Annotated in this window: 19 protein-coding genes and 1 pseudogene; 16 read left to right on the plus strand and 4 right to left on the minus strand. The window is 38.8% G+C overall.

What is annotated here, in order from left to right:
- Positions 1–64: 64 nt before the first annotated feature.
- Positions 65–940, minus strand: coding sequence for an AraC family transcriptional regulator (locus QUG14_RS23670; protein ID WP_289342907.1), 876 nt, complete (start codon positions 938–940; stop codon positions 65–67).
- Between the two features lie 435 nt (positions 941–1,375).
- On the opposite strand from QUG14_RS23670, the gene QUG14_RS23675 reads away from it, so the two are divergent.
- Positions 1,376–2,092, plus strand: coding sequence for a DsbA family protein (locus tag QUG14_RS23675; RefSeq protein WP_289342908.1), 717 nt, complete (start codon positions 1,376–1,378; stop codon positions 2,090–2,092).
- Positions 2,085–2,492, plus strand: coding sequence for a disulfide oxidoreductase (locus QUG14_RS23680; protein WP_289342910.1), 408 nt, complete (start codon positions 2,085–2,087; stop codon positions 2,490–2,492). The genes QUG14_RS23675 and QUG14_RS23680 overlap by 8 nt, the downstream gene beginning before the upstream one ends.
- 34 nt (positions 2,493–2,526) lie before the next feature.
- Here the strand turns inward: QUG14_RS23680 and QUG14_RS23685 are convergent, their stop codons facing one another.
- Positions 2,527–2,973: a Dps family protein gene (locus tag QUG14_RS23685; RefSeq protein WP_289342912.1), complete on the minus strand. Its 447-nt coding sequence runs from the start codon at positions 2,971–2,973 to the stop codon at positions 2,527–2,529.
- Positions 2,974–3,331: 358 nt separating this feature from the next.
- On the opposite strand from QUG14_RS23685, the gene QUG14_RS23690 reads away from it, so the two are divergent.
- The gene (locus tag QUG14_RS23690) at positions 3,332–3,925 is read left to right on the plus strand and encodes a cell wall hydrolase (RefSeq protein ID WP_289342913.1); all 594 of its coding nucleotides are present in this window, start codon (positions 3,332–3,334) and stop codon (positions 3,923–3,925) included.
- A gap of 72 nt (positions 3,926–3,997) precedes the next feature.
- Here the strand turns inward: QUG14_RS23690 and speB are convergent, their stop codons facing one another.
- The gene (speB, locus tag QUG14_RS23695) at positions 3,998–4,927 is read right to left on the minus strand and encodes an agmatinase (RefSeq protein ID WP_289342915.1); all 930 of its coding nucleotides are present in this window, start codon (positions 4,925–4,927) and stop codon (positions 3,998–4,000) included.
- 343 nt (positions 4,928–5,270) lie between these two features.
- Here speB and QUG14_RS23700 point away from each other — a divergent pair, with 343 nt between their 5' ends.
- From QUG14_RS23700 to QUG14_RS23755, 12 genes are all read left to right on the plus strand, one after another.
- The gene (locus tag QUG14_RS23700) at positions 5,271–6,617 is read left to right on the plus strand and encodes an APC family permease (RefSeq protein ID WP_289342917.1); all 1,347 of its coding nucleotides are present in this window, start codon (positions 5,271–5,273) and stop codon (positions 6,615–6,617) included.
- 211 nt (positions 6,618–6,828) lie between these two features.
- A complete protein-coding gene (locus QUG14_RS23705; RefSeq protein WP_289342918.1) occupies positions 6,829–8,118 on the plus strand; it encodes a Glu/Leu/Phe/Val family dehydrogenase in 1,290 nt (429 codons plus the stop codon).
- Between the two features lie 28 nt (positions 8,119–8,146).
- A complete protein-coding gene (locus QUG14_RS23710; RefSeq protein WP_289342919.1) occupies positions 8,147–8,437 on the plus strand; it encodes an SAV0927 family protein in 291 nt (96 codons plus the stop codon).
- 22 nt (positions 8,438–8,459) lie between these two features.
- Positions 8,460–8,708, plus strand: a complete 249-nt coding sequence (locus QUG14_RS23715; protein ID WP_289342920.1) for a biotin/lipoyl attachment domain-containing protein — start codon at positions 8,460–8,462, stop codon at positions 8,706–8,708.
- 103 nt (positions 8,709–8,811) lie between these two features.
- On the plus strand, positions 8,812–10,947 hold the full coding sequence (locus QUG14_RS23720) for a sigma 54-interacting transcriptional regulator (protein ID WP_289342921.1): 2,136 nt from the start codon (positions 8,812–8,814) through the stop codon (positions 10,945–10,947).
- Positions 10,948–11,149: 202 nt separating this feature from the next.
- The gene (locus tag QUG14_RS23725) at positions 11,150–12,643 is read left to right on the plus strand and encodes an aldehyde dehydrogenase family protein (protein WP_289342922.1); all 1,494 of its coding nucleotides are present in this window, start codon (positions 11,150–11,152) and stop codon (positions 12,641–12,643) included.
- A gap of 21 nt (positions 12,644–12,664) precedes the next feature.
- Positions 12,665–14,038, plus strand: a complete 1,374-nt coding sequence (locus QUG14_RS23730; protein WP_289342923.1) for a putrescine aminotransferase — start codon at positions 12,665–12,667, stop codon at positions 14,036–14,038.
- A gap of 31 nt (positions 14,039–14,069) precedes the next feature.
- Positions 14,070–15,437, plus strand: a complete 1,368-nt coding sequence (gabT, locus tag QUG14_RS23735) for a 4-aminobutyrate--2-oxoglutarate transaminase (protein ID WP_289342924.1) — start codon at positions 14,070–14,072, stop codon at positions 15,435–15,437.
- Between the two features lie 41 nt (positions 15,438–15,478).
- Positions 15,479–16,900 carry an NAD-dependent succinate-semialdehyde dehydrogenase gene (locus QUG14_RS23740; RefSeq protein WP_289344221.1) on the plus strand — a complete coding sequence of 474 codons (1,422 nt, stop codon included), beginning with the start codon at positions 15,479–15,481 and terminating at the stop codon, positions 16,898–16,900.
- Positions 16,901–17,062: 162 nt separating this feature from the next.
- Complete coding sequence (locus QUG14_RS23745) at positions 17,063–18,247, plus strand: CaiB/BaiF CoA transferase family protein (protein WP_289342925.1); 1,185 nt, start codon at positions 17,063–17,065, stop codon at positions 18,245–18,247.
- A gap of 12 nt (positions 18,248–18,259) precedes the next feature.
- Entirely contained in the window at positions 18,260–19,468 is a 1,209-nt protein-coding gene (locus QUG14_RS23750) for an acyl-CoA dehydrogenase family protein (protein ID WP_289342926.1), read from the plus strand.
- An 8-nt stretch (positions 19,469–19,476) separates the two neighbouring features.
- Complete coding sequence (locus QUG14_RS23755; RefSeq protein ID WP_289342927.1) at positions 19,477–19,785, plus strand: DUF3870 domain-containing protein; 309 nt, start codon at positions 19,477–19,479, stop codon at positions 19,783–19,785.
- A 373-nt stretch (positions 19,786–20,158) separates the two neighbouring features.
- Here the strand turns inward: QUG14_RS23755 and QUG14_RS23760 are convergent.
- Positions 20,159–20,590 (minus strand): annotated as a pseudogene (locus QUG14_RS23760) (AhpC/TSA family protein); the annotation flags it as partial.
- A 305-nt stretch (positions 20,591–20,895) separates the two neighbouring features.
- On the opposite strand from QUG14_RS23760, the gene QUG14_RS23765 reads away from it, so the two are divergent.
- On the plus strand, positions 20,896–22,035 hold the full coding sequence (locus QUG14_RS23765) for an HAD family hydrolase (RefSeq protein WP_289342928.1): 1,140 nt from the start codon (positions 20,896–20,898) through the stop codon (positions 22,033–22,035).
- Positions 22,036–22,237: the final 202 nt, after the last annotated feature.

The following is a 22,237-nucleotide window of genomic DNA, read 5'->3' on the forward strand; positions in this document are numbered from 1 at the left end:
TTGTAACCTCCTAAATACATCGATGTTTAAAATACTAACTTGTGTAATTTTTCTTAAATGGAAATTATTTGTTTAGTGTATTTCGATAATCAATGGGAGTCTTACCGGTGTGCTTTTTAAAGAGCGTACTAAAATACTGACGGCTGTTTATACCCACGTATTCAGATATCTCAGTTATGGGTATTTCAGTGTGAGCAAGCAGCATTTTAGCTTTTTTGATACGCAAGGAAGTTAAGTATTCCATCAGCGTATTTCCCATTTCTGCCTTAAATATACGATGTAGGTAAACAGGATGTAGATTAACAACATTTGCAATATCCTTCACCTGAATTTCACAGTCATAATTCTGGTGAAGGAAAGATAGGATTTGTTTGATATATAAATTTACTTGATAAGAATTCTGATTTTCATATTCAATCGCTAATCTTCCAATTTTAATAAATAGTTGAGAAAATAGGAGATGAATCATCACCATATTCTCTAAACTTCGCTCGTCTAACTCAAGTACAAGACTTTTTAGTACATGGTAAATATCACTTGAATCTTTTAACACAATATAAGGATACGCTTTTGAAAGGAACTGAGACAGCATACCATTCGTTCTCACAATTTCTTTGAAAGATGGTGAAAATCCCTCATTCTCTTTGTTTGTAAAAAAAAACTCTAAATTTAACATTCTACAAGGATTCTCATTATCTACAACCAAACGATGCGCAATGTTTGAATCGAGTAAAATTAAATCTCCTTTTTTCATGGGTACTGTTTCGGTAGCGGTTTCGACAACACATTTTCCCTCAATCACATACATAATCTCGATTTCATTATGAGAATGATACGGCATTTCAAAACCCTTCCATTGTTTAAAATAATACGATATAACCTTTGGGTAATATTGATCATGCAGTAATTTACTATGATAAAGACTGTTTTCATCAAGCATTTTTACCTCCCCCGTACATGTAAATCGTACTTATAAACTTATGTATTATTCTCACCATTGATTGACAATGGACATTAGGACAGGTTCCATGTCCAATGGTCTTCATCAGACTAACTTTCACTATTCCCTTTACAAGCCTTATTCTCAATTGTAAGGCCTGTTCTAAAAAATTGGTACGACGATCTTTTATTTATATCGTCATTGTAAAAAATTAATCTTCACTTTTTCTTTATTCTTAATGCAGGTTCTAATCTAATAGGAAAACATAACAAATTTCTTGATTTCTCCCTTCATATTTTGGTTTCGAGCTCAGACTTTTGACATAAACATGATACATATTTATAGTTAATAACATATCATTTAACAATTAGGTGAATAGAATTACTAGAATTAAATAGTTGAAAATAACAATACAAAAAAATAAGGAGATTGATTATGGCACAGCGGAAAAAAAGTACTAAAAAAGGAACGAAACCATCATCATCATCAAAATTTGTTTTTTGGATCATTGGATTGATTGCTATAAGCATTGTTGGATTTATCTTTCTCGCAAATAATGATAAATCAGATGATACAGCTAAAGAAGACATTGATTATGCAAATCAACCCTTTCTAGGTGAGGAATCGGCACCTGTTTCAATTGTAGAATTTGGTGATTACAAGTGCCCGAATTGTAAAAACTTTGCAGACAATGTTGTTCCGTTAGTTGTAAAAGAATTTGTTGATACTGGAAAAGCTAAATTCTACTATTTCCATTACCCATTTATTAATGTCGATTCAAAACGAACAGCAAAATTTTCAGAAGCAGTGTATGCTCAACTAGGAAACGATAAATTTTGGGAGTTTCATGAACTTATTTATGATAAGCAGCCCGAAGATATTCGCTATGAAAAAATCGATGTTTTTACGGAAGAATTTTTAACAGAAACCCTTGAGGAGATAGCTAGTGAGGAAGAGGTTAAAAAGGTAGTTGATTACTTTGATACGAAAGAACCAGAGGACGCATGGAAAAGTGATGAAGATCTTGCAAATGAACTAGGAGTCTCTGGAACACCTACTATTTTTGTTAATGGTAAACGTTTCGATGGAGAAACGATGGATGACTTAAATAAATTGGTAGAGGATGCGGCAAAGGAGAAAGGCAATGAATAAAGCTTTACTTCTTGCCTGGGTTGCGGCTCTTATTGCAACGATAGGGAGTTTGTATTTTAGTGAAGTTCTCCTTTATATTCCTTGTACGCTATGTTGGTATCAACGGATTTTTATGTATCCTTTAGCGATCTTATTGGGGATCGCTTTTTACCGCAATGATAATGCCATTGTGAAATACATGTTACCGTTGTCCATTATCGGAATGCTAATTTCCGGTTACCATACTGCCTTGCAAAAGATTCCATATTTGCAGCAGTTTGAAATGTGTAAAAGCGGTGTGCCTTGTTCGAAAGACTATATTAATTGGCTTGGATTTATTACCATTCCAATTTTGGCGTTTACTGCCTTCACAATTATTACCGTCTGTTTAGTATTTATTGCACGTAGAAAAAGAGACTAGTGATAGTCTCTTTTTTAGATTGATTTAGTTGGTATTAGATTGATTTACCAAGAAAGGCTGTTAGCATCCAAACATGTTTTTCGAGTCCGGAATGAATAGCGAGAAGCATATCACCTGTTGTTTCATCATTCTTTTCTCCAGCGAAACTCATTCCTTCTTTTAATTCACCAATGATAATAGAGAAATCATTGATAATGGTTTGAACCATTTCCTCAGCACTTTCATTGCCCTCTGCTTCTTTTATAGAAGAAAGTTCAAGACATTCTTTCATTGTTGCTACTGGATTTCCACCAATTGCTAATAATCGTTCTGCTAACTCATCAACATGCAGCCCAGCTTCGTTGTAGAACTCCTCAAATTTTGCATGTAAGGTGAAAAATTGACTGCCTTTCACATACCAATGATAGTTATGTAACTTAATATACAATACAGACCAGTTTGCAATTTGTTTGTTAAGTACGCTGACTAACTGATTTTCCATTTGTAAACCCTCCATCATTTTGTCTTCTATTATATTATTACCAAAGAATTGAGATGAATCCTGTACAAAATTGAGGGATATTTTGTCAATTTAGTGAAGAATGTCGTTGTTACAGTGAGATTTCATGAAACAATGGTGCAATAGAATGTAATATTATCACCTTAATTATCCACTTATGGATAAAGTTTGGAATATATTTTCTAATGGTTGGTTCTTCCAAATGATAGACAAATGCTTTTATAGTGGGCGATATTTTTACTAGATTGCCTATGGAATTTATTGGTTAATGAATAAGTATGTTACAACTGATAGCCTTATTAGTAGAGAACACAACGAGACTATTAGGAGGTAACAAAACATGAATAAATTTAAAAAGCTTTTAATTGCGACAGGATTAATGTTATCGATGTCAGCATTTACTGGTGTTGCTAAGTCTGAAGCAGCAACCACTCACAAAATTCAGTACGGAGAGACATACTGGAAAATAGCCAAGGGATTTGGTATACCTATTAATAGTGTAATGAGTGCAAACAATAGTAAGCCGCTAATCGCTGGTCAAAATATGATTCTGCCAAACTCTCCAATTTCAGCAGCAGATGAAGAGTTAATGGCAAGATTAGTTCGTGCGGAAGCAGTTGGTGAGCCATATGCTGGGAAGGTAGCTGTTGCAACTGTTATTCTTAACCGAGTGAAAAGCCCAAACTTTCCGAACACCGTCCGTGGAGTAATTTATCAAATTTCAAATGGACATTATGCATTTACACCAGTTGCTAATGGCCAAATCAATCAGCCAGCTGACGCAGAGTCGAAAAGAGCGGTTAACGAAGCCATCGCTTTGATGGGTAAAGGAAATGGTTCATTATTTTTCTACAATCCAAAAACAGCTTCAAGCCAATGGATCTTTTCTCGTGAAGTAACCGTAACAATCGGAAACCATCGTTTTGCTAAATAAAACACTTCTTATACAAAAAGCAGTGGACACTGGATATAGTGTACCACTGCTTTTATGTATTTATTTATGTGCCTATTTTATTTTTAGTGCAACGAGGCTGGCAAAATCATGAATAATAGTTGCTGCGAGTAAGGAAGTAATCTGGGTTGGGTCGTATGGCGGTAAAACCTCAACTAAATCAAAACCAATAAAATTAAAATCGGTTAGGGAACGAATGATTTGTAAGGTTTCAAAGCTATTTAATCCACCTACTTCAAGCGTCCCTGTTCCAGGTGCGCAGGATGGATCAACAAAATCAATATCAAAACTTAGAAAACAAGGTGTATCTCCGATTTTTTCCTTCATTTCTTTTACAACGTTTTCAAATCCACGTTCTTTTAATTCAGGTGTTGTTATCACATGATATCCTAAATCACTACTTGAATCGATATCTCCAGGATGATTAAGTGTTCCGCGAATACCAACCTGAAAAACCTTGTCGGGAATCAATAAATTTTCCTCATATGCACGGATGAATGGTGAGCCATGCCAATATTTTTCTTCATAATAGGTATCCCATGTATCTGTATGAGAATCAAAATGAATTAACGCTACAGGACCATGAATTTTGGCTGCTGCTCTAAGATTTGCTAATGTAACAGAATGATCGCCGCCTAGTCCAATTGGGATAATCCCCTTTTCCATTAACTCCATCACTGCTTTTTCCATTACCTCATAACTTCGATGAATATTATGTGGAATAACTGAAACGTCACCAATATCAATCGCGTTGCATGCATCAAATGGATACACCTTATGAATCGGATGGTAGGGGAATAACGTCATGGAAGCCTGACGTATTGCTTGTGGTGCAAAGCGGGCCCCTACTCGGAATGAAGCTGCTGTATCAAACGGCAAGCCGACAATCGCTAATTTAGCATTTTCTCTGTTTGATGGTAACCTCATAAAGGTCCCTGTTGTACAAAACTCTGGTTTAACATCCGGTGTTAAAGGATATTGCATCGATTTTCCCCTCATTTCCTATTTTACTATTTATTAATGCAATTTTTGTGCCAGAATCGAAGTCCTCATAGGCCAATTCCTTCGTGACAGTCGCTATTTAATATGGAATAATGTATGCACAGATGAATAATTCTCAAAATTCAAAACCTTCTATCACTTAATCCCTTATAACTAAATATACGGATAAACACAACGGTATTTTATTAAAAGCAAAATTTGGCATATAAATTGCATGAATACATAGTGAAATTAGAAATTAAATGGAGGGGGAATAAAAAATTAATTGTAGACAAAGGGGTAACATCAGAATGAAAACGCTTTAATTTAAGAGGGGGAATGATATGTGGAAAATGGCGTAAAGTTGAAAAGATCGTTAAAGTTATGGCAGGTTGTCATAATGGGATTAGCTTATATGACACCCATGGTAGTATTTGATACATTTGGAATTGTATCTGGTGAAACAAATGGGCATGTACCTGCCGCTTACGTTATTGCCTTGGTTGGCATGCTTTTCACTGCTGTAAGTTACGGGAAGTTGGTACGGGTTTTTCCTCAGGCTGGATCAGCCTATACCTATACGCAAAAAGCGATGAACCGGCATCTCGGTTTTCTCGTTGGATGGTCATCGTTACTCGATTATTTATTTTTGCCAATGGTAAATGCGTTGTTAACCAAACTTTACTTAAATGCTTTGTTTCCGTCTGTTCCAGATTTTATTTGGGTATTAGTATTTGTTGGAATTGTAACCCTTCTGAATTTACGAAGCGTCAATGTTCTGGCAAACTTCAATACACTTTTTGTTCTTGTGCAGATATTAATCATGGTTGTCTTCATCATCCTAGTTATTAAAGGGCTTAATGCAGGAGAAGGGACGGGAACTGTTTTTAGCATGCAGCCATTTTTTGTTGAGGGTATGAACATCCCAATCCTGATAACAGGAGCGACAATACTCTGCTTTTCATTCCTTGGTTTTGATGCTGTTACGACATTGTCGGAAGAAACGCCTAATCCAGAAAAAACAATTCCAAAAGCAATTCTCCTTACAGCTTTATGGGGAGGAGTAATCTTTATCACAACCTCATTTTTTATCCAATCATTTTTTCCAGATAATTCGAGGTTCATTGATTCAGAGGCAGCTTTACCTGAAATTGCCCTTTATGTTGGCGGGAAACTGTTTCAGTCGATTTTCTTATGTACAACCTTTGTGAATACACTTGCATCTGGACTTGCCTCTCACGCAAGTGTTTCCCGTCTTTTGTATGTTATGGGGCGCGATAAAGTATTCCCAGAAAAATGGTTTGGTTACGTACATCCAAAATGGAGAACACCTGCAATAAATGTTTTAATCGTTGGAGTGATATCATTATCCGCCTGGTTCTTTGATTTAGTTACAGCCACTTCACTTATTAATTTCGGAGCATTAATGGCCTTTACGTTTGTCAATCTTTCGGTGATTAGTCATTTTGCTGTCCGTGAAAAAATGCACCGCACTCCAAAGGGATTTTTTGATTACGTTATCATGCCATTAATTGGAGCCGGATTAGTTGGAGTCCTTTGGATCAATCTTGAGATAAGTTCTTTAGTCATGGGTGGAGGATGGTTCCTCATCGGACTTGCCTATCTAGCATTTCTAACAAAAGCCTTCAGAGTAGCACCTCCTCAATATAAAGCTGAGGAAGCAGAAATATAATTGGATTGAATCTTACGCATTCCCCGAAGTGGGAATGCGTATTTTTTTCACTTTTAAAATATATGCAGTTTTGAATAAAACAGTCATTTTTTCATAATATCCATTCTATTGCACTCTAAAAAATTAATAAAACTTTGGTAATTATGGCATTTCTTCATATGGCACGGAACTTGCTAATTAGATTAATAACAATAAAAAATGAGGTGTTAAGATGGCTAACGAATCTTTAGTTTTGCAAAAGAATGAGGTTGTAAAGGAAAAGGATAATTCACTTATTGAGTTTCAGGAGATTCTTAAGGAAGCTGTTGACATACTGAACTATCCTCCTCAAGTCTTCGAATTCTTAAAAAAGCCAATGAGATTTTTGGAAGTGAGTATTCCTATTCGCATGGATAATGGGCAAACAGAGATTTTCCAAGGATACCGGGCACAGCATAATGACGCTTCAGGACCGACTAAGGGCGGTATCCGCTTCCATCCAGATGTTACACCAGAAGAGGTAAAAGCGTTGGCTGGCTGGATGAGTTTAAAATGCGGTATCACGGACCTTCCATATGGTGGGGCAAAAGGCGGGATTGTCTGTGACCCGCGGAAAATGAGTTTGGATGAGCTTGAGCGATTAAGCAGGGGGTATGTTAGAGCAGTCAGCCAAATGGTCGGACCGACGAAGGATATTCCTGCACCTGATATGTATACCAATTCGCAAATAATGGCATGGATGCTCGATGAGTATGACCATATTCGTGAATTTGATTCGCCAGGTTTTATTACCGGGAAACCGATTGCTTTAGGGGGATCTAAAGGCAGGGAAACAGCTACTTCAAAAGGCGTTTTATATACGCTTCAAATGGTATGCGAATTGAAGGAGATTCCTTTAAGGGATATGCGGATCATTATTCAAGGCTTTGGAAATGTAGGCAGTTACTTGGCTCAGTATTTATATGATCTCGGGGCTAAGGTAATTGGAATAGGGGATGCACTTGGTGGTTTATATGACGAGAATGGCTTGGATATCCCCTATCTTCTAGAACACAAAGACTCGTTTGGGATCATTACCAGCCGATTTAATAACAGTATAACAAATCAGGAATTGTTGGAAAAAGCATGTGATGTCCTGATTCCTGCGGCCATTTCAGGTGTAATCAACAAACAAAATGCCAGCAGGATTAATTGCAATATTGTGATTGAAGCAGCTAATGGACCTACCACTAAAGAGGCTCTGAAAATTTTGGATGAACGCGAAATTCTTGTTGTCCCTGATATTCTTGCAAATTCTGGTGGTGTCATTGTTTCCTATTTTGAGTGGTGCCAAAACAACCAAGGCTATTATTGGACTGAGGAAACGGTGGAGACTCGATTAAAGGAAAAAATAACTGACAGTTTCAAGAATGTGTATAAAACCGCTAAAAAGTATGGAGTGAATATGAAAATTGCTGCTTATATTGAGGGAATTAAAAAACTGGCAGAAACCTCAAGGCTAAGAGGCTGGTTGAAATATTAAAATACGCGATGAAAAGGAGGCGGATAAAATGAAGCTTGATATTCTGTCTGAACAAAAAGATCAACAACTTTTGCATTACTTTTGTCTCATTTCAAATAATCACCGCTACGATTTGGCTATTGGTTACTCGAATCATTTTTATGGCAAAGCAATGGTCACTTCCATGCAAACAGGAAATATGGTTTTACTCTGCCAAGAGGACACCTATGCTCCTCAGTATTGGGCTAATCGTCTTGGAATAGAAGAAGAGGATATTACAGAATTTCAAGACTTTTTTTGCCTTGTTTTACAATCAGGACCCTTTCAAGAACAATATTAACACCAAACTAGGAGGTGATAGGATGTATTTTGGAGTGGTACTTAGTCCATGCCATGGGGTTGTTGAAAAAGTTTCAATCCAAAGTGAAACACGGATATATGAATGGGAACCATTATTTCAAATTAAAACGGCTGAAGGTAAGGTTCATATGATTCAAACAGGTTTAAGCGGTGAAGTAGAATCACTTGAGGTCCAAGAAGGGGATTACGTAATTCCCGGCATGGTCCTTGCCTTTATCAGAGAAGATTTATTTGTAACGGGTAGTGATTAGATACTAGAAAAAGAAGATGGACCTCTCATCTTCTTTTTTCTATTTAAAAAATTCGAAATAAAGTGATAATATTAGAGTGATATGGATAAGGGGGGATTAAAAGATGTTTTCCGTTGCAAAAGAGAAGATTAAGCCGATTATTTCTATCACAGTAGATGAAGAAGTTGTATTGAAGTCGACTTTAGACCAATGCAAAGAACCCTTTATATTTTTAAAAAAACAAGATCAATTATTTGCTTATGCAGGAATCAATCATTCATTACTTGAGCTGCTTGAAAGCAAAGGTTATTCCATAGAGGCTTTGCTAGATCAGGCCAAATCGATCAAAAGTATTTGTTTCCTTAGTAAGAATATTTCTTTTCCCGCATTGTTCCAAATTATTGGTGAACCGTTCGCAATCATCATAGGTGAGGATGGAGAACCATTGGGATACATACGAAGAGAAGATGTTTTGGCAGAACTTTTTAAACAGGAGAATAAAAGTGTAGATTTATTGAAAATCCTTCTTACCTCCATACCTATGGGGATTTTTGTACTAGATAAGGAGAAACAAATTATTAATTGCAATGAGTCAGGGTTAAAGATGATTAAATCTACTACTGAACAGGTGCTTAATTATCCAGGAGGAACTATTTTTAGCGCTCAACAGATTAACAATGTGTTTGCTACAGGAAAAACGATTTTAAATCATCTAGAGATAACCAATGACACGGGAGTTCTCGTCGATTATTGTCCTATTTTAACCGATGATGATGAAGTTGAAGGGATGATCATTGTTGTTCAGGACTTGCCAATGGTCGAGGATATGGCCAACGAAATAGAATATATCAAGGATTTGAATCGAGACTTGAATGCGATATTGTCGAGTATTTATGATGAGATTCTTGTGGTTAATGCCATTGGGGAATTGATCAGGTACAGTGACAATATTATTCAAGATTTCTGGAAGGTGGATCTTAAAGAGTTGATTGGAAAAAATATTCTCGAACTTGAGGATCAAGGTCTTTTTACCCCATCAGTAACAAGATTAGTAATAGAAAAAAGAAAAAAGGTTTCGGTTGTTCAGGAAACAAGAACAGGCAGAAAAATTCTTGCAGTTGGCAATCCAGTCTTTAATAAAGAAAATGAACTGGACCGAATTATCATTGCTTCAAGGGATATTACGGAAACAACTCGATTAAAAAGTGAGCTTCAGGAAATACGGAAGATAACGGAACAATATAAAAAAGAATTAGATGACTTTAAAAGTAAAGATCGCTTTTTAAAAAAGCTTATCTATTGCAGTCCTAAAATGGAAAAGATTATGAATCAGGTTAAGAAAATCGCTGACTTTTCATCGACCGTTCTCCTTAATGGTGAATCCGGAGTAGGTAAAGAGGTGATTGCCCAAGCAATCCATCAATTAGGGAAACGCTCATCAAAGCCATTCCTAAAATTAAATTGCGGTGCGATCCCTGAAAATCTACTAGAAAGCGAATTGTATGGATACGCAAAGGGTTCGTTTACAGGGGCAGATAAAAATGGAAAGGAAGGGTATTTTAAACAAGCAGATGGCGGAATATTGTTTCTTGATGAAATCGGTGAAATGCCGTTGCATCTTCAAGTAAAGCTTTTACGTGTTCTTCAGGAGCAAGAAGTTATTCCTATTGGGAGTACAGTGCCTGTTAAGGTGAATGTCCAAATAATCGCTGCCACTAATAAAAGGCTGGAAAAAATGGTGGAAAGTGGGACTTTCCGGGAAGATTTATTCTACCGTTTAAATGTTATTCCAATTCAGATTCCGCCGCTCAGGGAACGGACTGAGGATATCTCTTTACTTGCCTTTCATTTTTTACAGCAGCTGAATGAAAAGTATGATCGTAATTATCATTTGACGCCAGATGCGATTAATGTGCTTGAATTTTATTCTTGGCCGGGAAATGTCCGGGAATTACAAAATATTATTGAAAGATTAGTGGTTACCGCGGATCATCCTGCCATTGATGCTGAGTTTGTCAGTCAGTTTTTATCGCTGGGCTTTGACAATAAAAAGACAAAGCCGGTGATTACTAGAGTTATTCCTTTACAGGAAGCGATTGATCATGTGGAGGAACAACTGATTGTTTTGGCCATGAACCAATACAAAACAACTACAAAGGCAGCAAAGGCATTAGGAATCAGCCAATCCTCGGTTAGCAGGAAATATCAAAAAATACTAAACGAGAAAAATATTAAAATTGAAAATTTATCATCCATCTAAAAAAGGCTGTTTCAGATTATATTCTGAAGCAGCTTTTTTCTGTCTACTCCAGCGTCCAATCTATGCACGAATAAATACAGTTATGCAATATTGAATAACAATAAATGGTTTTTTATGAAAACACACGATACAGGCCATTTTTCTACTTTGGCACAGTTCTTGCAACTATAGATAGTAAGAGAGAATAAAGGAGGATTTGATAATGGTCGAGATCAAAAACCGCGTTGCTAACCTTAAGATGTTTATTGATGGTGAATGGAAAGATTCTGAAACTCTGGAAACACGTTCAGTCATTAATCCTGCAAATGGAGAAGTGATTTCATATGCCCCTGAAGGAAGTGCTGCCGATGCACGGGCGGCAATCTTTGCAGCACGAAGGGCTTTCGAAGAAGGAGTATGGTCAGGATTATCAGCCCAAGAGAGAGCTTTCTATTTATTTAAAGTCGCGGATAAAATTGAGGAATATGCAGATGAATTAACACATCTTGAAACGATGGACAATGGAAAACCATTAAGAGAAGCGGGATTTGATGTCGGTGATGCTGCAGCGTGCTTCCGCTATTATGCAGGTCTGATTACAAAACCAGATGGCTATACCTATCATGTAGCTGACCCAATGCAGGCGATGGTTGTCCGTGAACCAGTTGGAGTATGTGGACTAATTGTTCCTTGGAACTATCCACTGTTAATGAGTGTTTGGAAAATTGCACCGGCTTTAGCCGCTGGAAATACAATTGTTTTTAAACCGTCAGAAGTAACACCGGTTACACCGAAGAAGCTTTTTGAAATCTTTGAAGAAGTGGGACTGCCAAAAGGAGTAACCAATATGGTAATGGGAGCAGGTCCCGTTGTGGGTAATGAAATTGCTTCCCATCCTGAAGTAGATATGATTTCGTTTACCGGCGGTACGAAAACAGGTAAACATATCATGAAAACGGCAGCAGACACGATGAAGAAAGTATCTTTAGAATTAGGGGGCAAATCACCCAATATTATTTTTGCGGATGCTGATTTTGAAACGGCAGTGGATTATGCACTATTTGGAATCTTTGCTGGTTCAGGTCAAGTGTGCTCTGCAGGGTCGAGAATTCTAGTAGAAGAAAGTATTTATGATAAATTTGTAGAACGCTTTGTTGAAAGAGCGAAGAATATAAAGGTTGGGCCAGGTAATGATCCGGAAACTGAAATGGGACCGCTTGTAAGCCAACAACATTTGGAAAAGATTTTACATTACATCGAGGTTGGTAAACAGGAGGGTGCAACCATTGCCTGCGGCGGGAACCGAATTGTAGGTAATGGCTTAGAAAAGGGCTATTTTGTTGAACCAACTGTTTTTATAAATGTAAAACAAGAGATGAAAATTGTTCAAGAAGAAATATTTGGTCCTGTTGTTGTGATTCAGAAATTTCAGGATGAAAGTGAAGCTGTTAAACTTGCAAATAATACAATCTATGGACTTGCTGGTGCCGTTTTTTCAAATGACGGGGCAAAGGCGTTAAGAGTGATTAAAAAGCTTCGTGCAGGCATTACTTGGGTGAATTCATATCATCCAACCTATAATGAGGCACCATGGGGCGGCTATAAGCAGAGTGGAATTGGACGAAGCCTTGGAACATTCGGGCTTGAGGAATTCCAAGAAATTAAACAAATCAATATTAATTTACAAGTAGAGCCAATTGGATGGTTTTCCAACTAATAGATGATGAGGAGCGATCATATGAGTATCGATTTAACACGAGAGACAAAGAATGAGCAGAATCAACAAGTAAGCGAATACATTAACAAGGTTTTAAGTTTAATAGAAAAGGAAGAGGTTAATAAGGAAGAAGCAGCCTGGATTACAAAGGAAACGGTCAATGGCTTCCGCGAACATGTTAACCCAGGATTTTTACAGTACCGTAAATCGGTGACAAAAGATGGTCAATTCGCAGCTGTAGAATGGTCTGATAATGGTGCCTGCTTTAAGGATGTAAACGGCAAGGAATATATTGATTGTCTCGGCGGTTTTGGAATCTATAATGTTGGTCACCGCAATCCCAAGGTTGTGAAGGCAGTAACGGATCAGTTAAAGCGTCAGGCTCTTCACAGCCAAGATCTGCTTGATCCGTTGCGTGCAATGCTGGCGAAAATTTTAGCAGATATTACACCTGGTGATTTGAAATATGCCTTTTTTACCAACAGTGGAACAGAAAGTGTTGAAGCAGCATTAAAGCTAGCGAAAATGTATAGTGAGCGAACTACCTTTATTTCAACAACACGTGCTTTCCATGGCAAAAGTCTTGGATCATTATCTGGAACGGCAAAAGGAATGTTCCGTAAACCATTCCTTCCATTAATACCGGGCTTCCGTCATGTACCATTTGGTGACTTTGACATGATGAAAAAAACATTCGAGGTTTGCGCAGCAGTCGGAGAAGATGTTGCTGCAGTCATTTTAGAGCCAATTCAAGGTGAAGGAGGAATCATTCTTCCACCAGAGGGATACTTAAAACAGGTTCGTGAGCTTTGTGATGAATATGGCACTCTTTTAATTTTTGATGAAGTACAAACAGGCATGGGACGTACCGGGAAAATGTTTGCGGCCGATTTGTATGAAGTTGTTCCAGATATTATTTGTCTTGCAAAAGCCTTTGGAGGCGGTGTTATGCCGGCCGGAGCGATTGTAGCAAGGGAAGAAGTATTTAAAAGCTGGTTCCCGAATCCATTTATGCATACAACAACTTTTGGCGGCAATCCATTAGCCTGTGCAGCTGCTATTGCCACAATTGGTGTGTTAATCGAGGAAAATTTACCAGAAAGAGCGGGAGTAGTTGGTGAATATTTCCTCAAAGAGTTAAAAGAAGCAGCGCTAGGACATGAAGATAAGGTCCTGGAAATCCGCGGGCAAGGGTTGATGATTGGAATTGAATTCCATAAGGATGAAATCGGCTATGAAGTATCAAAAGGGATGTTTGACCGTGGGATCCTCGTGGCAGGAACATTAATTAACTCGAAGACAATACGAATTGAACCGGCATTAACGATTAGCTATGAGGAAGTCGATAAGGTAATTAATACCTTTAAGGAAGTTTTAAATCTGGTAATAACATAACGATTTATTTGTAAAAGGGGGGAGAACGGAATTGGAAAAGAAATTTGTTAAGCAACTAACAGAGATACCTGGACCAAAATCAAAAGAAATAGTGGAGAGAAGAAATAAATATGTTCCAAAAGGGATTAGCAATAATTGCCATTCCTTCGTGAAAAAAGCACAAGGAGCTCTTGTTGAAGATGTAGATGGTAATCAATATATTGATTTTGCTGGTGCAATTGGTACTGTAAATGTCGGCCATTCCCACCCAAGAATAGTTAGAGCCCTGCAGGAGCAGGCAAGTCAATTTATCCATACGGGCTTTAATGTCATGATGTATGAATCCTATATTAATCTTGCCGAGAGGCTGTGTCATCTTACACCTGGAAATTTTAATAAGCAGGCGGCTTTCTTTAATAGCGGTGCAGAAGCAGTAGAAAATGCCGTGAAAATAGCTAGAAAATATACAAAACGTCAAGGAATTATTTCTTTTACAAGAGGATTCCACGGCAGAACGTTAATGACGATGTCGATGACGAGCAAAGTTAAGCCGTACAAGTTCGGCTTTGGACCGTTTGCCCCAGAAGTTTACAAGGCGCCATATCCATATGTATATCGCCGTCCTGAGGGTATGAGCGAACAGCAATATAGTGAAATGATTATTGAGCAATTTGAGACATTTTTACTGGCGGAAGTGGCTCCTGAAACGATAGCTGCGGTTGTAATGGAACCCGTTCAAGGAGAGGGAGGATTTATCGTTCCAGATAAGGCATTTGTTCAAAGAGTTAGGGAAATATGTACACAGTATGGAATTTTGTTTGTGGCAGATGAGATTCAAACAGGATTCGCCCGTACTGGGAAATATTTTGCGATTGAACATTTTGGTGTTGAGCCAGACTTAATCACCATTTCAAAATCAATGGGAGCAGGAGTGCCAATTAGTGGGGTTATTGGCAGAGCAGAAATTATGGATGCAGCAGATGTTGGTGAGATAGGCGGAACCTATTCTGGAAGTCCACTAGGCTGCAGGGCAGCACTTACAGTCCTCGATATCATTGAGAGTGAAAACCTTAATGAACGGGCCCAAAAAATAGGTGCGAGAGCTACGGAAAAAATGATAGAGCTTGCTGAACGTTTCGATAGTATTGGCGATGTCCGTGGTCTAGGGGCTATGTGTGCAATGGAAATAGTTAAAGACCGTCACAGCAAAACTCCTGATAAAGAGTCAGTTGGAAAAATCGTTAAGGCCGCAGGTAAGCGTGGGCTTATGTTACTAAGCGCAGGGCTATATGGAAATGTGATCCGCCTCCTAATGCCGTTAACCATCACAGATGAGCAGTTGGAGGAAGGGTTGCAAATTCTTGAGGAAAGTATTGAGGCTGTATATGTGAACGATTCCGCCGTTCCAGTTGGGAGGTAAAGAATATGGATACAGTAACGAAAAAATATCAAATCTATCCAATGTATCTTGATGGGAAATGGATTGGGAATGATTTTGAGGTGTTTACCGAGATTATTAACCCGGCAACAAAGGAAGTTTTAGGGGCAGTGCCAACTGGGGGTGCTTTTGAAGCAGAGCAGGCCGTTGATGCGGCCCATAAGGCCTTTAAAACTTGGTCGAAAAAAACTGCTGACGAACGCTATCAGCTTATGATGAAATGGTATCAATTGATTGATGAGAACAAACATGAAATTGCTAGGATTATGACGATGGAGCAAGGTAAACCTTTAAAAGAAGCATTGGGTGAGGTTCAATACGCTAATGGCTTTATCTCATGGTATGCAGAGGAAGGGAAACGAATCTATGGAGAAACGATTCCGGCATCCCACCCAAATAAACGAATTCTTGTTAGAAAAGAACCGGTTGGGGTGGTTGCAGCAATTACACCTTGGAACTTCCCTGCAGCCATGATTACTAGGAAAGTGGCACCAGCACTCGCAGCAGGGTGTACTTGCGTGGTAAAGCCGGCCAATCAGACACCGCTTACAGCGTTAAGGATGGTGGAGCTTGCCCATGAAGCAGGAATCCCTAATGGCGTAATCAATGTAATCACCGGCAGGGCAGCGGAAATCGGCGAAACGTGGCTGAAGGATCCTCGTGTAACCAAGATAACCTTTACAGGATCGACTGAAGTAGGGAAAACATTAATGCGCGGTGCTGCTGAAAATGTTAAAAAGGTATCGCTGGAGCTTGGTGGAAATGCTCCATTTATTGTCATGGATGATGCGAATCTAGTGAAGGCAGCAGAGGGATTGGTACAGTCAAAATTCCGAAATGCAGGTCAGACTTGTATATGTACGAATCGTGTATATGTGCAAGCGGGAATAGCGGATAAATTCATTGAACTTTTCCAGGCGGAATTAGAAAAGCTTAAGGTTGGAAACGGACTCGAAGAAGGGACCGACATCGGGCCATTAATTGATAAAGCCGCTTATAAAAAAGTAGAAGCTCTTGTGAATGATGCAGTTAGAAAGGGAGGAAAGGTCACTTACAGCGGGCTTAAACCTGCTGTAGATAATGGCTATTTCTATGCCCCGACAATTTTAACCGCTATTCACGACGATATGGAATGTATGAAAGATGAAATTTTTGGTCCGCTGGCACCGATTTCGACCTTCAAAACCGAAGAAGAAGTGATTGAACGGGCAAATAACTCCCGGTTTGGCTTAGCGGCATATGTTTATACGGAAAATCTAAGCCGTTCCTTCAGAATCACAGAACAGCTCGAATACGGAATCATTGGCCTTAATGATGCTCTGCCATCAGCTGTTCAAGTTCCATTTGGCGGCTATAAAGAGAGCGGTCTTGGGCGTGAAGGCGGTCACTTCGGAATTGAAGAATTTTTAGAAGTAAAATATATTTCAATTGGATTAGACATTTAGCCAGCACTTAAAAAATTACATTTTAGCTGCCAAATTCGTTTCATCCTCTTGCCAGAGGAAGATTCACGAATGAATGCCAGTGGAACCTTCAGTGACTTTATTTGTCATTGATTGATTTCACTGGCTTTTTAAAATTCTTATTAAAAATGGGGTGGGGAAAGAGTGTTAGGACCATTGCATGGGATGAAAGTTATCGATTTATCCAGAGTTTTAGCTGGACCGTACTGCACGATGATCCTAGGCGATATGGGGGCGGAAGTAATAAAAATTGAAAGTATCGATACAGGAGATGAAACAAGAGGATGGGGACCACCTTTTGTGGAGGGAGAAAGTGCCTACTATCTATGTGCCAATCGAAATAAGCAAGGAATTACTCTAAACTTGAAGTCGGAAAAAGGCATAGAGATATTACAAAAGCTAGTTTTAGAGGCTGATGTGGTTGTACAAAATTTTAAGCCAGGAACCCTCAAACGACTAGGCTTCGGTTATGAGGAGATGAAAAAGTGTAATAAAGGAATTATCCTTGCCTCAATCAGCGGATTTGGCTCTAATGGGCCATACTCCCATCTGCCAGGCTATGATTATATGATTCAAGCAATTTCAGGATTAATGAGCATTACTGGAGACAAGGATGCCGAGCCTGTCAAAGTTGGGGTAGCAATCGCTGATGTACTAACAGGGCTGTACACCTGTATCGGAGTCTTAGGGGCGATTCAACACAGAAACATGACAGGTGAGGGACAGGAAGTGGATATCTCCTTATTTGACTCCCAGCTGGCTGCAATGGTGAATGTTGCAAGTAACTATTTATGTTCAGGTCAGATTCCAGAACGTCTTGGCAATGCCCATCCAAATATCGTTCCTTATCAGGTATTTACAGCGAGTGATGGTGATTTTGTTATTGCGGTTGGAAATGACCGGCAATATCGAAAGTTGGCCATTTTGCTGGAGGATCCATCACTGCTTTCGAAGGTATATGAAACCAACTCAAGCAGGCTGCAATATAAGGACGAGTTAGTAGCCCTCATTGCGAAGAGGATTAAAACGAAATCAAGAGCAGAATGGAAACAGATGCTTGATGTGGCAGGCATCCCAAATGGACCGATTCATAATGTCAAAGAAGCATTAGAGTCGAAGCAGGCGAGTTCAAGGGATATGGTTGTAGATGTTAAGCATCCGAAAATCCCTGATTTAAAACTTGTTGGTTCACCGTTAAAGTTTTCAAAAACTGAAGTAAAAATCAATCGTCACCCTCCATTGCTCGGCGAACACACGGAAGAAGTCTTAATAAAACTGGGATACGCTAAATCAGAAATTCAAGCAATGAAACAAAACCAAATCATATAGGGGGAAAATCAAATGAATTTTTCATATACGGAAGAACAGACAAGTGTAAGGAAGGTTGTTCGAACATTTGTTGATCGTGAAATTATTCCTTTTATAAAGGAATGGGATGAGAAGGGTCATTTTGAAACCAATATTTTGAAGCGCTTAGCCGATTTACAGCTTATGGGTGTTTGTATCCCTGAGGAGTATGGCGGTGTTGGTATGGATTACAATACGCTCGCAATCGTTTGTGAGGAATTAGAACGGGGAGATACCGCCTTCCGTACCGCGGTTTCTGTTCATACCGGTTTAAACAGCATGACGCTTTTGCAATGGGGAACAGAGGAACAGAAACGAAAGTACCTTGTTCCGCAGGCAAAGGGAGAAAAGATTGGGGCATTTGGGCTCACGGAACCAAACGCTGGCTCTGATGTAGCGGCGATGGAAACAACCGCTGTAAAAGACGGACATTACTATCTGTTAAATGGCTCGAAAACATGGATTTCGTTATGTGACGTTGCCGATCACTTTTTGATTTTTGCCAAAACGAATCCAGGAGAAATGCATAAAGGCATCTCCTGCTTTATTGTTGAACGTTCTTTCTCAGGTGTTTCGACAAAAGCGATAAAAGGAAAGCTTGGCATCCGCGCAGGTAATACGGGTGAAGTGTTTTTAGACAATGTTCGGGTTCCGGCAGAGAATCTGCTTGGGTATGAAGGCGAAGGTTTTAAAATTGCGATGGCTGCACTTGATAACGGCCGGTTTACTGTGGCTGCAGGGGCCTGTGGGACAATTATGGCATCGCTTGAGGCAAGTGTAAAATACTGTGAGGTACGAAAAACTTTTGGCAAAGAAATAGGAAGACATCAGCTCGTACAGCAAATGATTGCAAAAATGTCTGCAAATCTTGAGATTTCCCGTCTGTTAGTCTTTAAAGCCGGCTGGTTAAAAAATATGGGAAAGCGTAACACACAAGAAACTTCAGTGGCAAAGTGGATTTCCTGCGATGCCGCTTTAGAAGCTGCCAACGATGCTGTGCAAATTCATGGTGCTTATGGTTTCTCAAATGAATTCCCGGTTGAGCGATATTTACGTAATGCAAAAGCTCCTGTCATTTATGAGGGAACACGTGAAATTCATACGATTATGCAAGGAGAATATGCACTTGGTTACCGCGAGGATAAACCACTGAGAAAAATGCTCCCTTCATGGCCATTTGAAGAGATTTTAATAAAAGGGTAGGTGAAAATATGTCAGGAATAAAAACTTATTTTCTCGCTGGTCATGCCCGCCTGCCGCAGGGGATGGCAGCCCAAAGTGTTTTTGACTCATTAACCATTACCGTTGAGATTGATAAAAAATATGGGGTCATTATCCAATCCTCCTGCACCCTTGCCACTGACCATGGAAGAGAATATATTCAACAAATTTTAAAAGGTCACAGCTTACAGGATGGGATAGATGAGATTGTTGAAATGATAAGAGCGGGGTATCGGGGAAAAGCAGTTAATGCGCTAATAGCAGCAGTAAAAGATTTATACAATCAATATAGTGAATAGATAAAAAAACTATCATGAATAGGAAAATAGATTGCCTAAGCAGGCAGCAGCCTGGCTATTTTATCTTCAAGTTTGGGTGTGGAATTGATTAGGCAGATAAACAAAGGTTTTATGCACGTAAGAAGGAGAACTATGCAGGTAGAGGAATAAAATTCGCAGATCGTGGAATCATTTTGGCAGGTAAGAGGATTTTAATTAAAAACACAAATCGCTTGATACAAAGTTACCCTCCGATTGGTAGCTCTGCTTTCTTTTTGGTTATAATAGGTTGTTTTAAGGATTCCCAATCCCGAACCATGTGTTCAGTGAATGACAAGATTAATTATCTTCACAGTAAACAGCTTAACAAAAGTCGTTAAGCTGTTTTTGAGATTTAGTGTTTTTTCATTTCTTTGAGTATTGTTTCGATTGAAGCATGATCCTCAGGAACGGTGTCAATATGATTCCAAAGGATATTGCCTTTTTCATCAAATAACCAGGAGCCACCTTGAATATAGATATCATGGGTTTTCATTGCCTTTTGAACGAGCCTTTTTTGTTCTAGATCCTCTGGAGTGAATGCTTTTGTGCCGCCTTTTAAATATGCTTTTCCTGCTTTAGCAAGCAGTTTCCATTTTTGCATTGTCTGATGACCCATACTTCGATACAATCCGCGGTCGGGATCACCGTATACTGGATAAGGGTATGGACCAAATGCTTCAACAAATTTTTCTAAGTAAGAAACTGTAGATGGAGTAATAATGACGATTTGATACCCCGTGCTAGTTAATTCTTCATATCTCTCACGCAACTGCGTTAGCATTTCACGGCAGACGGGTCAGCCAGGATGGCGGACGAATATAACTAAACTTTTTTTATTCTCTATTACTTCTTTAAATGATTGTTCTACTTTGAATGGTCTTTGTAGTATAAGATCCAATGTTTCACCTCAAATTTTTTCGCGTTGTCTTTTTCAAGCTTATCAATCATGTAACACTATTTAATTTCGTACATTGGAATACTTTGTGAGTATTACATGTCTTTTAAACATCAATAATTTACTTTATAAATGGACCTTCACTGTGTTACGATAACGAAATAAAGTGGACTAGGAGAAGAGGGTGTTTTTAGATGATTGGTACAATATTATTTGATGTTGATGGCGTTTTGTTAAGTGAGGAGCATTACTTTGATGCGTCAGCTCTAACCGTATGGGAATTATTAATTAGTAAAAATTATTTGGCATTATCACCCGAAAAATACAAAACGGATTATAGCCCAACAGAAATAAAGGTAGTCCGCGAGACTGTATTTGGAAAAAACGATGAGGTCCTTAAGCTCATGAAGTCGAGGGGGCTTAATGCGAACTGGGATATGATCTATCTTTCCTTTGGTCATCAATTCATTCATCTTTTATCTCAAATAAAGGAAAACGAGAAGGAAAGGATCAACATCTGGATGCAAGAACCCATTAATAGAGACGTGTTGCTTGAAATAGGCAAGGTTCTAGGTAACTATGACATTAGCTTAGATTTCGATCGATTTGTTCCTGATTTTGAACGGTCAACGGAAACAAAGCAAGAGCTGTTCAATTATCTAAATCTGCTAGCGAAGGAGAAGCTAGGGGTTCATACAGAAATTTTTAGTGGGATTAGTACACTTTGGTTAGTCTGTGAGCATGTCAGTCAGGAATGGTACGTTGGTGATGATAATGTGGAAAAATCTACAGGTAGACATTCTGTTCAACTGGGAAAGAAAGGCTTTTTAGCAAATGAAACCACATTAGCAGCGAAAGAAGATATTGATGAACTTTTTACATTTTTGAAAAATTCTGGTGTTAAGATTGGGATTGGAACAGGGAGACCTGAGCTTGAAACCATTCAGCCATTTCATCATTTAGACTGGCTAAAACACTTTGACATCAATCATATTGTCACTGCAGATGATGTGCAAACAGCGGAAAAAGAATTGATTGAAAGAAGGTCGTTATCAAAGCCGGACCCATTCACTTACATCGTGGGACTAAAAGGCAGAGGAACTTCATCAAAGGATTGCATAAATACACCACTGCCAATTGAAAACGGTGAAGAGGTCCTAGTTGTGGGTGACTCTTTGGCCGACCTGCTAGCTGCTAGAAAAATGGGATGTAAGTTTGCAGCAGTATTGACAGGATTATCAGGAAAAGATGCGAGAAGTACATTTGAAAAGCATGAGGCAGATTATATTCTTGATACAGTGCTTGAGGTGAGGGGAATAATCGGTAAAAACTAAGGTCATATCATCCTTATGAGTGACCACTATTGCCTTTTTTAAAAGGTTTCGGGCATTCATGGCTACTATGAGTGACCACTATTGCCTTTTTTAAAGGGTTTCGGGCATTCATGGCTACTATGAGTGACCGCAATGGCCTTTTTTTAAAGATTTCGGGCATTTATGGCTACTATGAGTGACCGCAATGGCCTTTTTTAGAAGG

Source organism: Neobacillus sp. CF12 (genome assembly GCF_030348765.1).
Lineage (GTDB): Bacteria > Bacillota > Bacilli > Bacillales > Cytobacillaceae > Neobacillus.

What these genes read in the sequence shown, in the direction of transcription:
- QUG14_RS23670 (WP_289342907.1), bottom strand. Translation starts at nt 940, where the DNA reads ATGCTTGATGAAAACAGTCTTTATCATAGTAAATTACTGCATGATCAA.
- QUG14_RS23675 (WP_289342908.1), top strand. Translation starts at nt 1,376, where the DNA reads ATGGCACAGCGGAAAAAAAGTACTAAAAAAGGAACGAAACCATCATCA.
- QUG14_RS23680 (WP_289342910.1), top strand. Translation starts at nt 2,085, where the DNA reads ATGAATAAAGCTTTACTTCTTGCCTGGGTTGCGGCTCTTATTGCAACG.
- QUG14_RS23685 (WP_289342912.1), bottom strand. Translation starts at nt 2,973, where the DNA reads ATGGAAAATCAGTTAGTCAGCGTACTTAACAAACAAATTGCAAACTGG.
- QUG14_RS23690 (WP_289342913.1), top strand. Translation starts at nt 3,332, where the DNA reads ATGAATAAATTTAAAAAGCTTTTAATTGCGACAGGATTAATGTTATCG.
- speB (WP_289342915.1), bottom strand. Translation starts at nt 4,927, where the DNA reads ATGCAATATCCTTTAACACCGGATGTTAAACCAGAGTTTTGTACAACA.
- QUG14_RS23705 (WP_289342918.1), top strand. Translation starts at nt 6,829, where the DNA reads ATGGCTAACGAATCTTTAGTTTTGCAAAAGAATGAGGTTGTAAAGGAA.
- QUG14_RS23710 (WP_289342919.1), top strand. Translation starts at nt 8,147, where the DNA reads ATGAAGCTTGATATTCTGTCTGAACAAAAAGATCAACAACTTTTGCAT.
- QUG14_RS23715 (WP_289342920.1), top strand. Translation starts at nt 8,460, where the DNA reads ATGTATTTTGGAGTGGTACTTAGTCCATGCCATGGGGTTGTTGAAAAA.
- QUG14_RS23720 (WP_289342921.1), top strand. Translation starts at nt 8,812, where the DNA reads ATGTTTTCCGTTGCAAAAGAGAAGATTAAGCCGATTATTTCTATCACA.
- QUG14_RS23725 (WP_289342922.1), top strand. Translation starts at nt 11,150, where the DNA reads ATGGTCGAGATCAAAAACCGCGTTGCTAACCTTAAGATGTTTATTGAT.
- QUG14_RS23730 (WP_289342923.1), top strand. Translation starts at nt 12,665, where the DNA reads ATGAGTATCGATTTAACACGAGAGACAAAGAATGAGCAGAATCAACAA.
- QUG14_RS23740 (WP_289344221.1), top strand. Translation starts at nt 15,479, where the DNA reads ATGTATCTTGATGGGAAATGGATTGGGAATGATTTTGAGGTGTTTACC.
- QUG14_RS23750 (WP_289342926.1), top strand. Translation starts at nt 18,260, where the DNA reads ATGAATTTTTCATATACGGAAGAACAGACAAGTGTAAGGAAGGTTGTT.
- QUG14_RS23755 (WP_289342927.1), top strand. Translation starts at nt 19,477, where the DNA reads ATGTCAGGAATAAAAACTTATTTTCTCGCTGGTCATGCCCGCCTGCCG.
- QUG14_RS23765 (WP_289342928.1), top strand. Translation starts at nt 20,896, where the DNA reads ATGATTGGTACAATATTATTTGATGTTGATGGCGTTTTGTTAAGTGAG.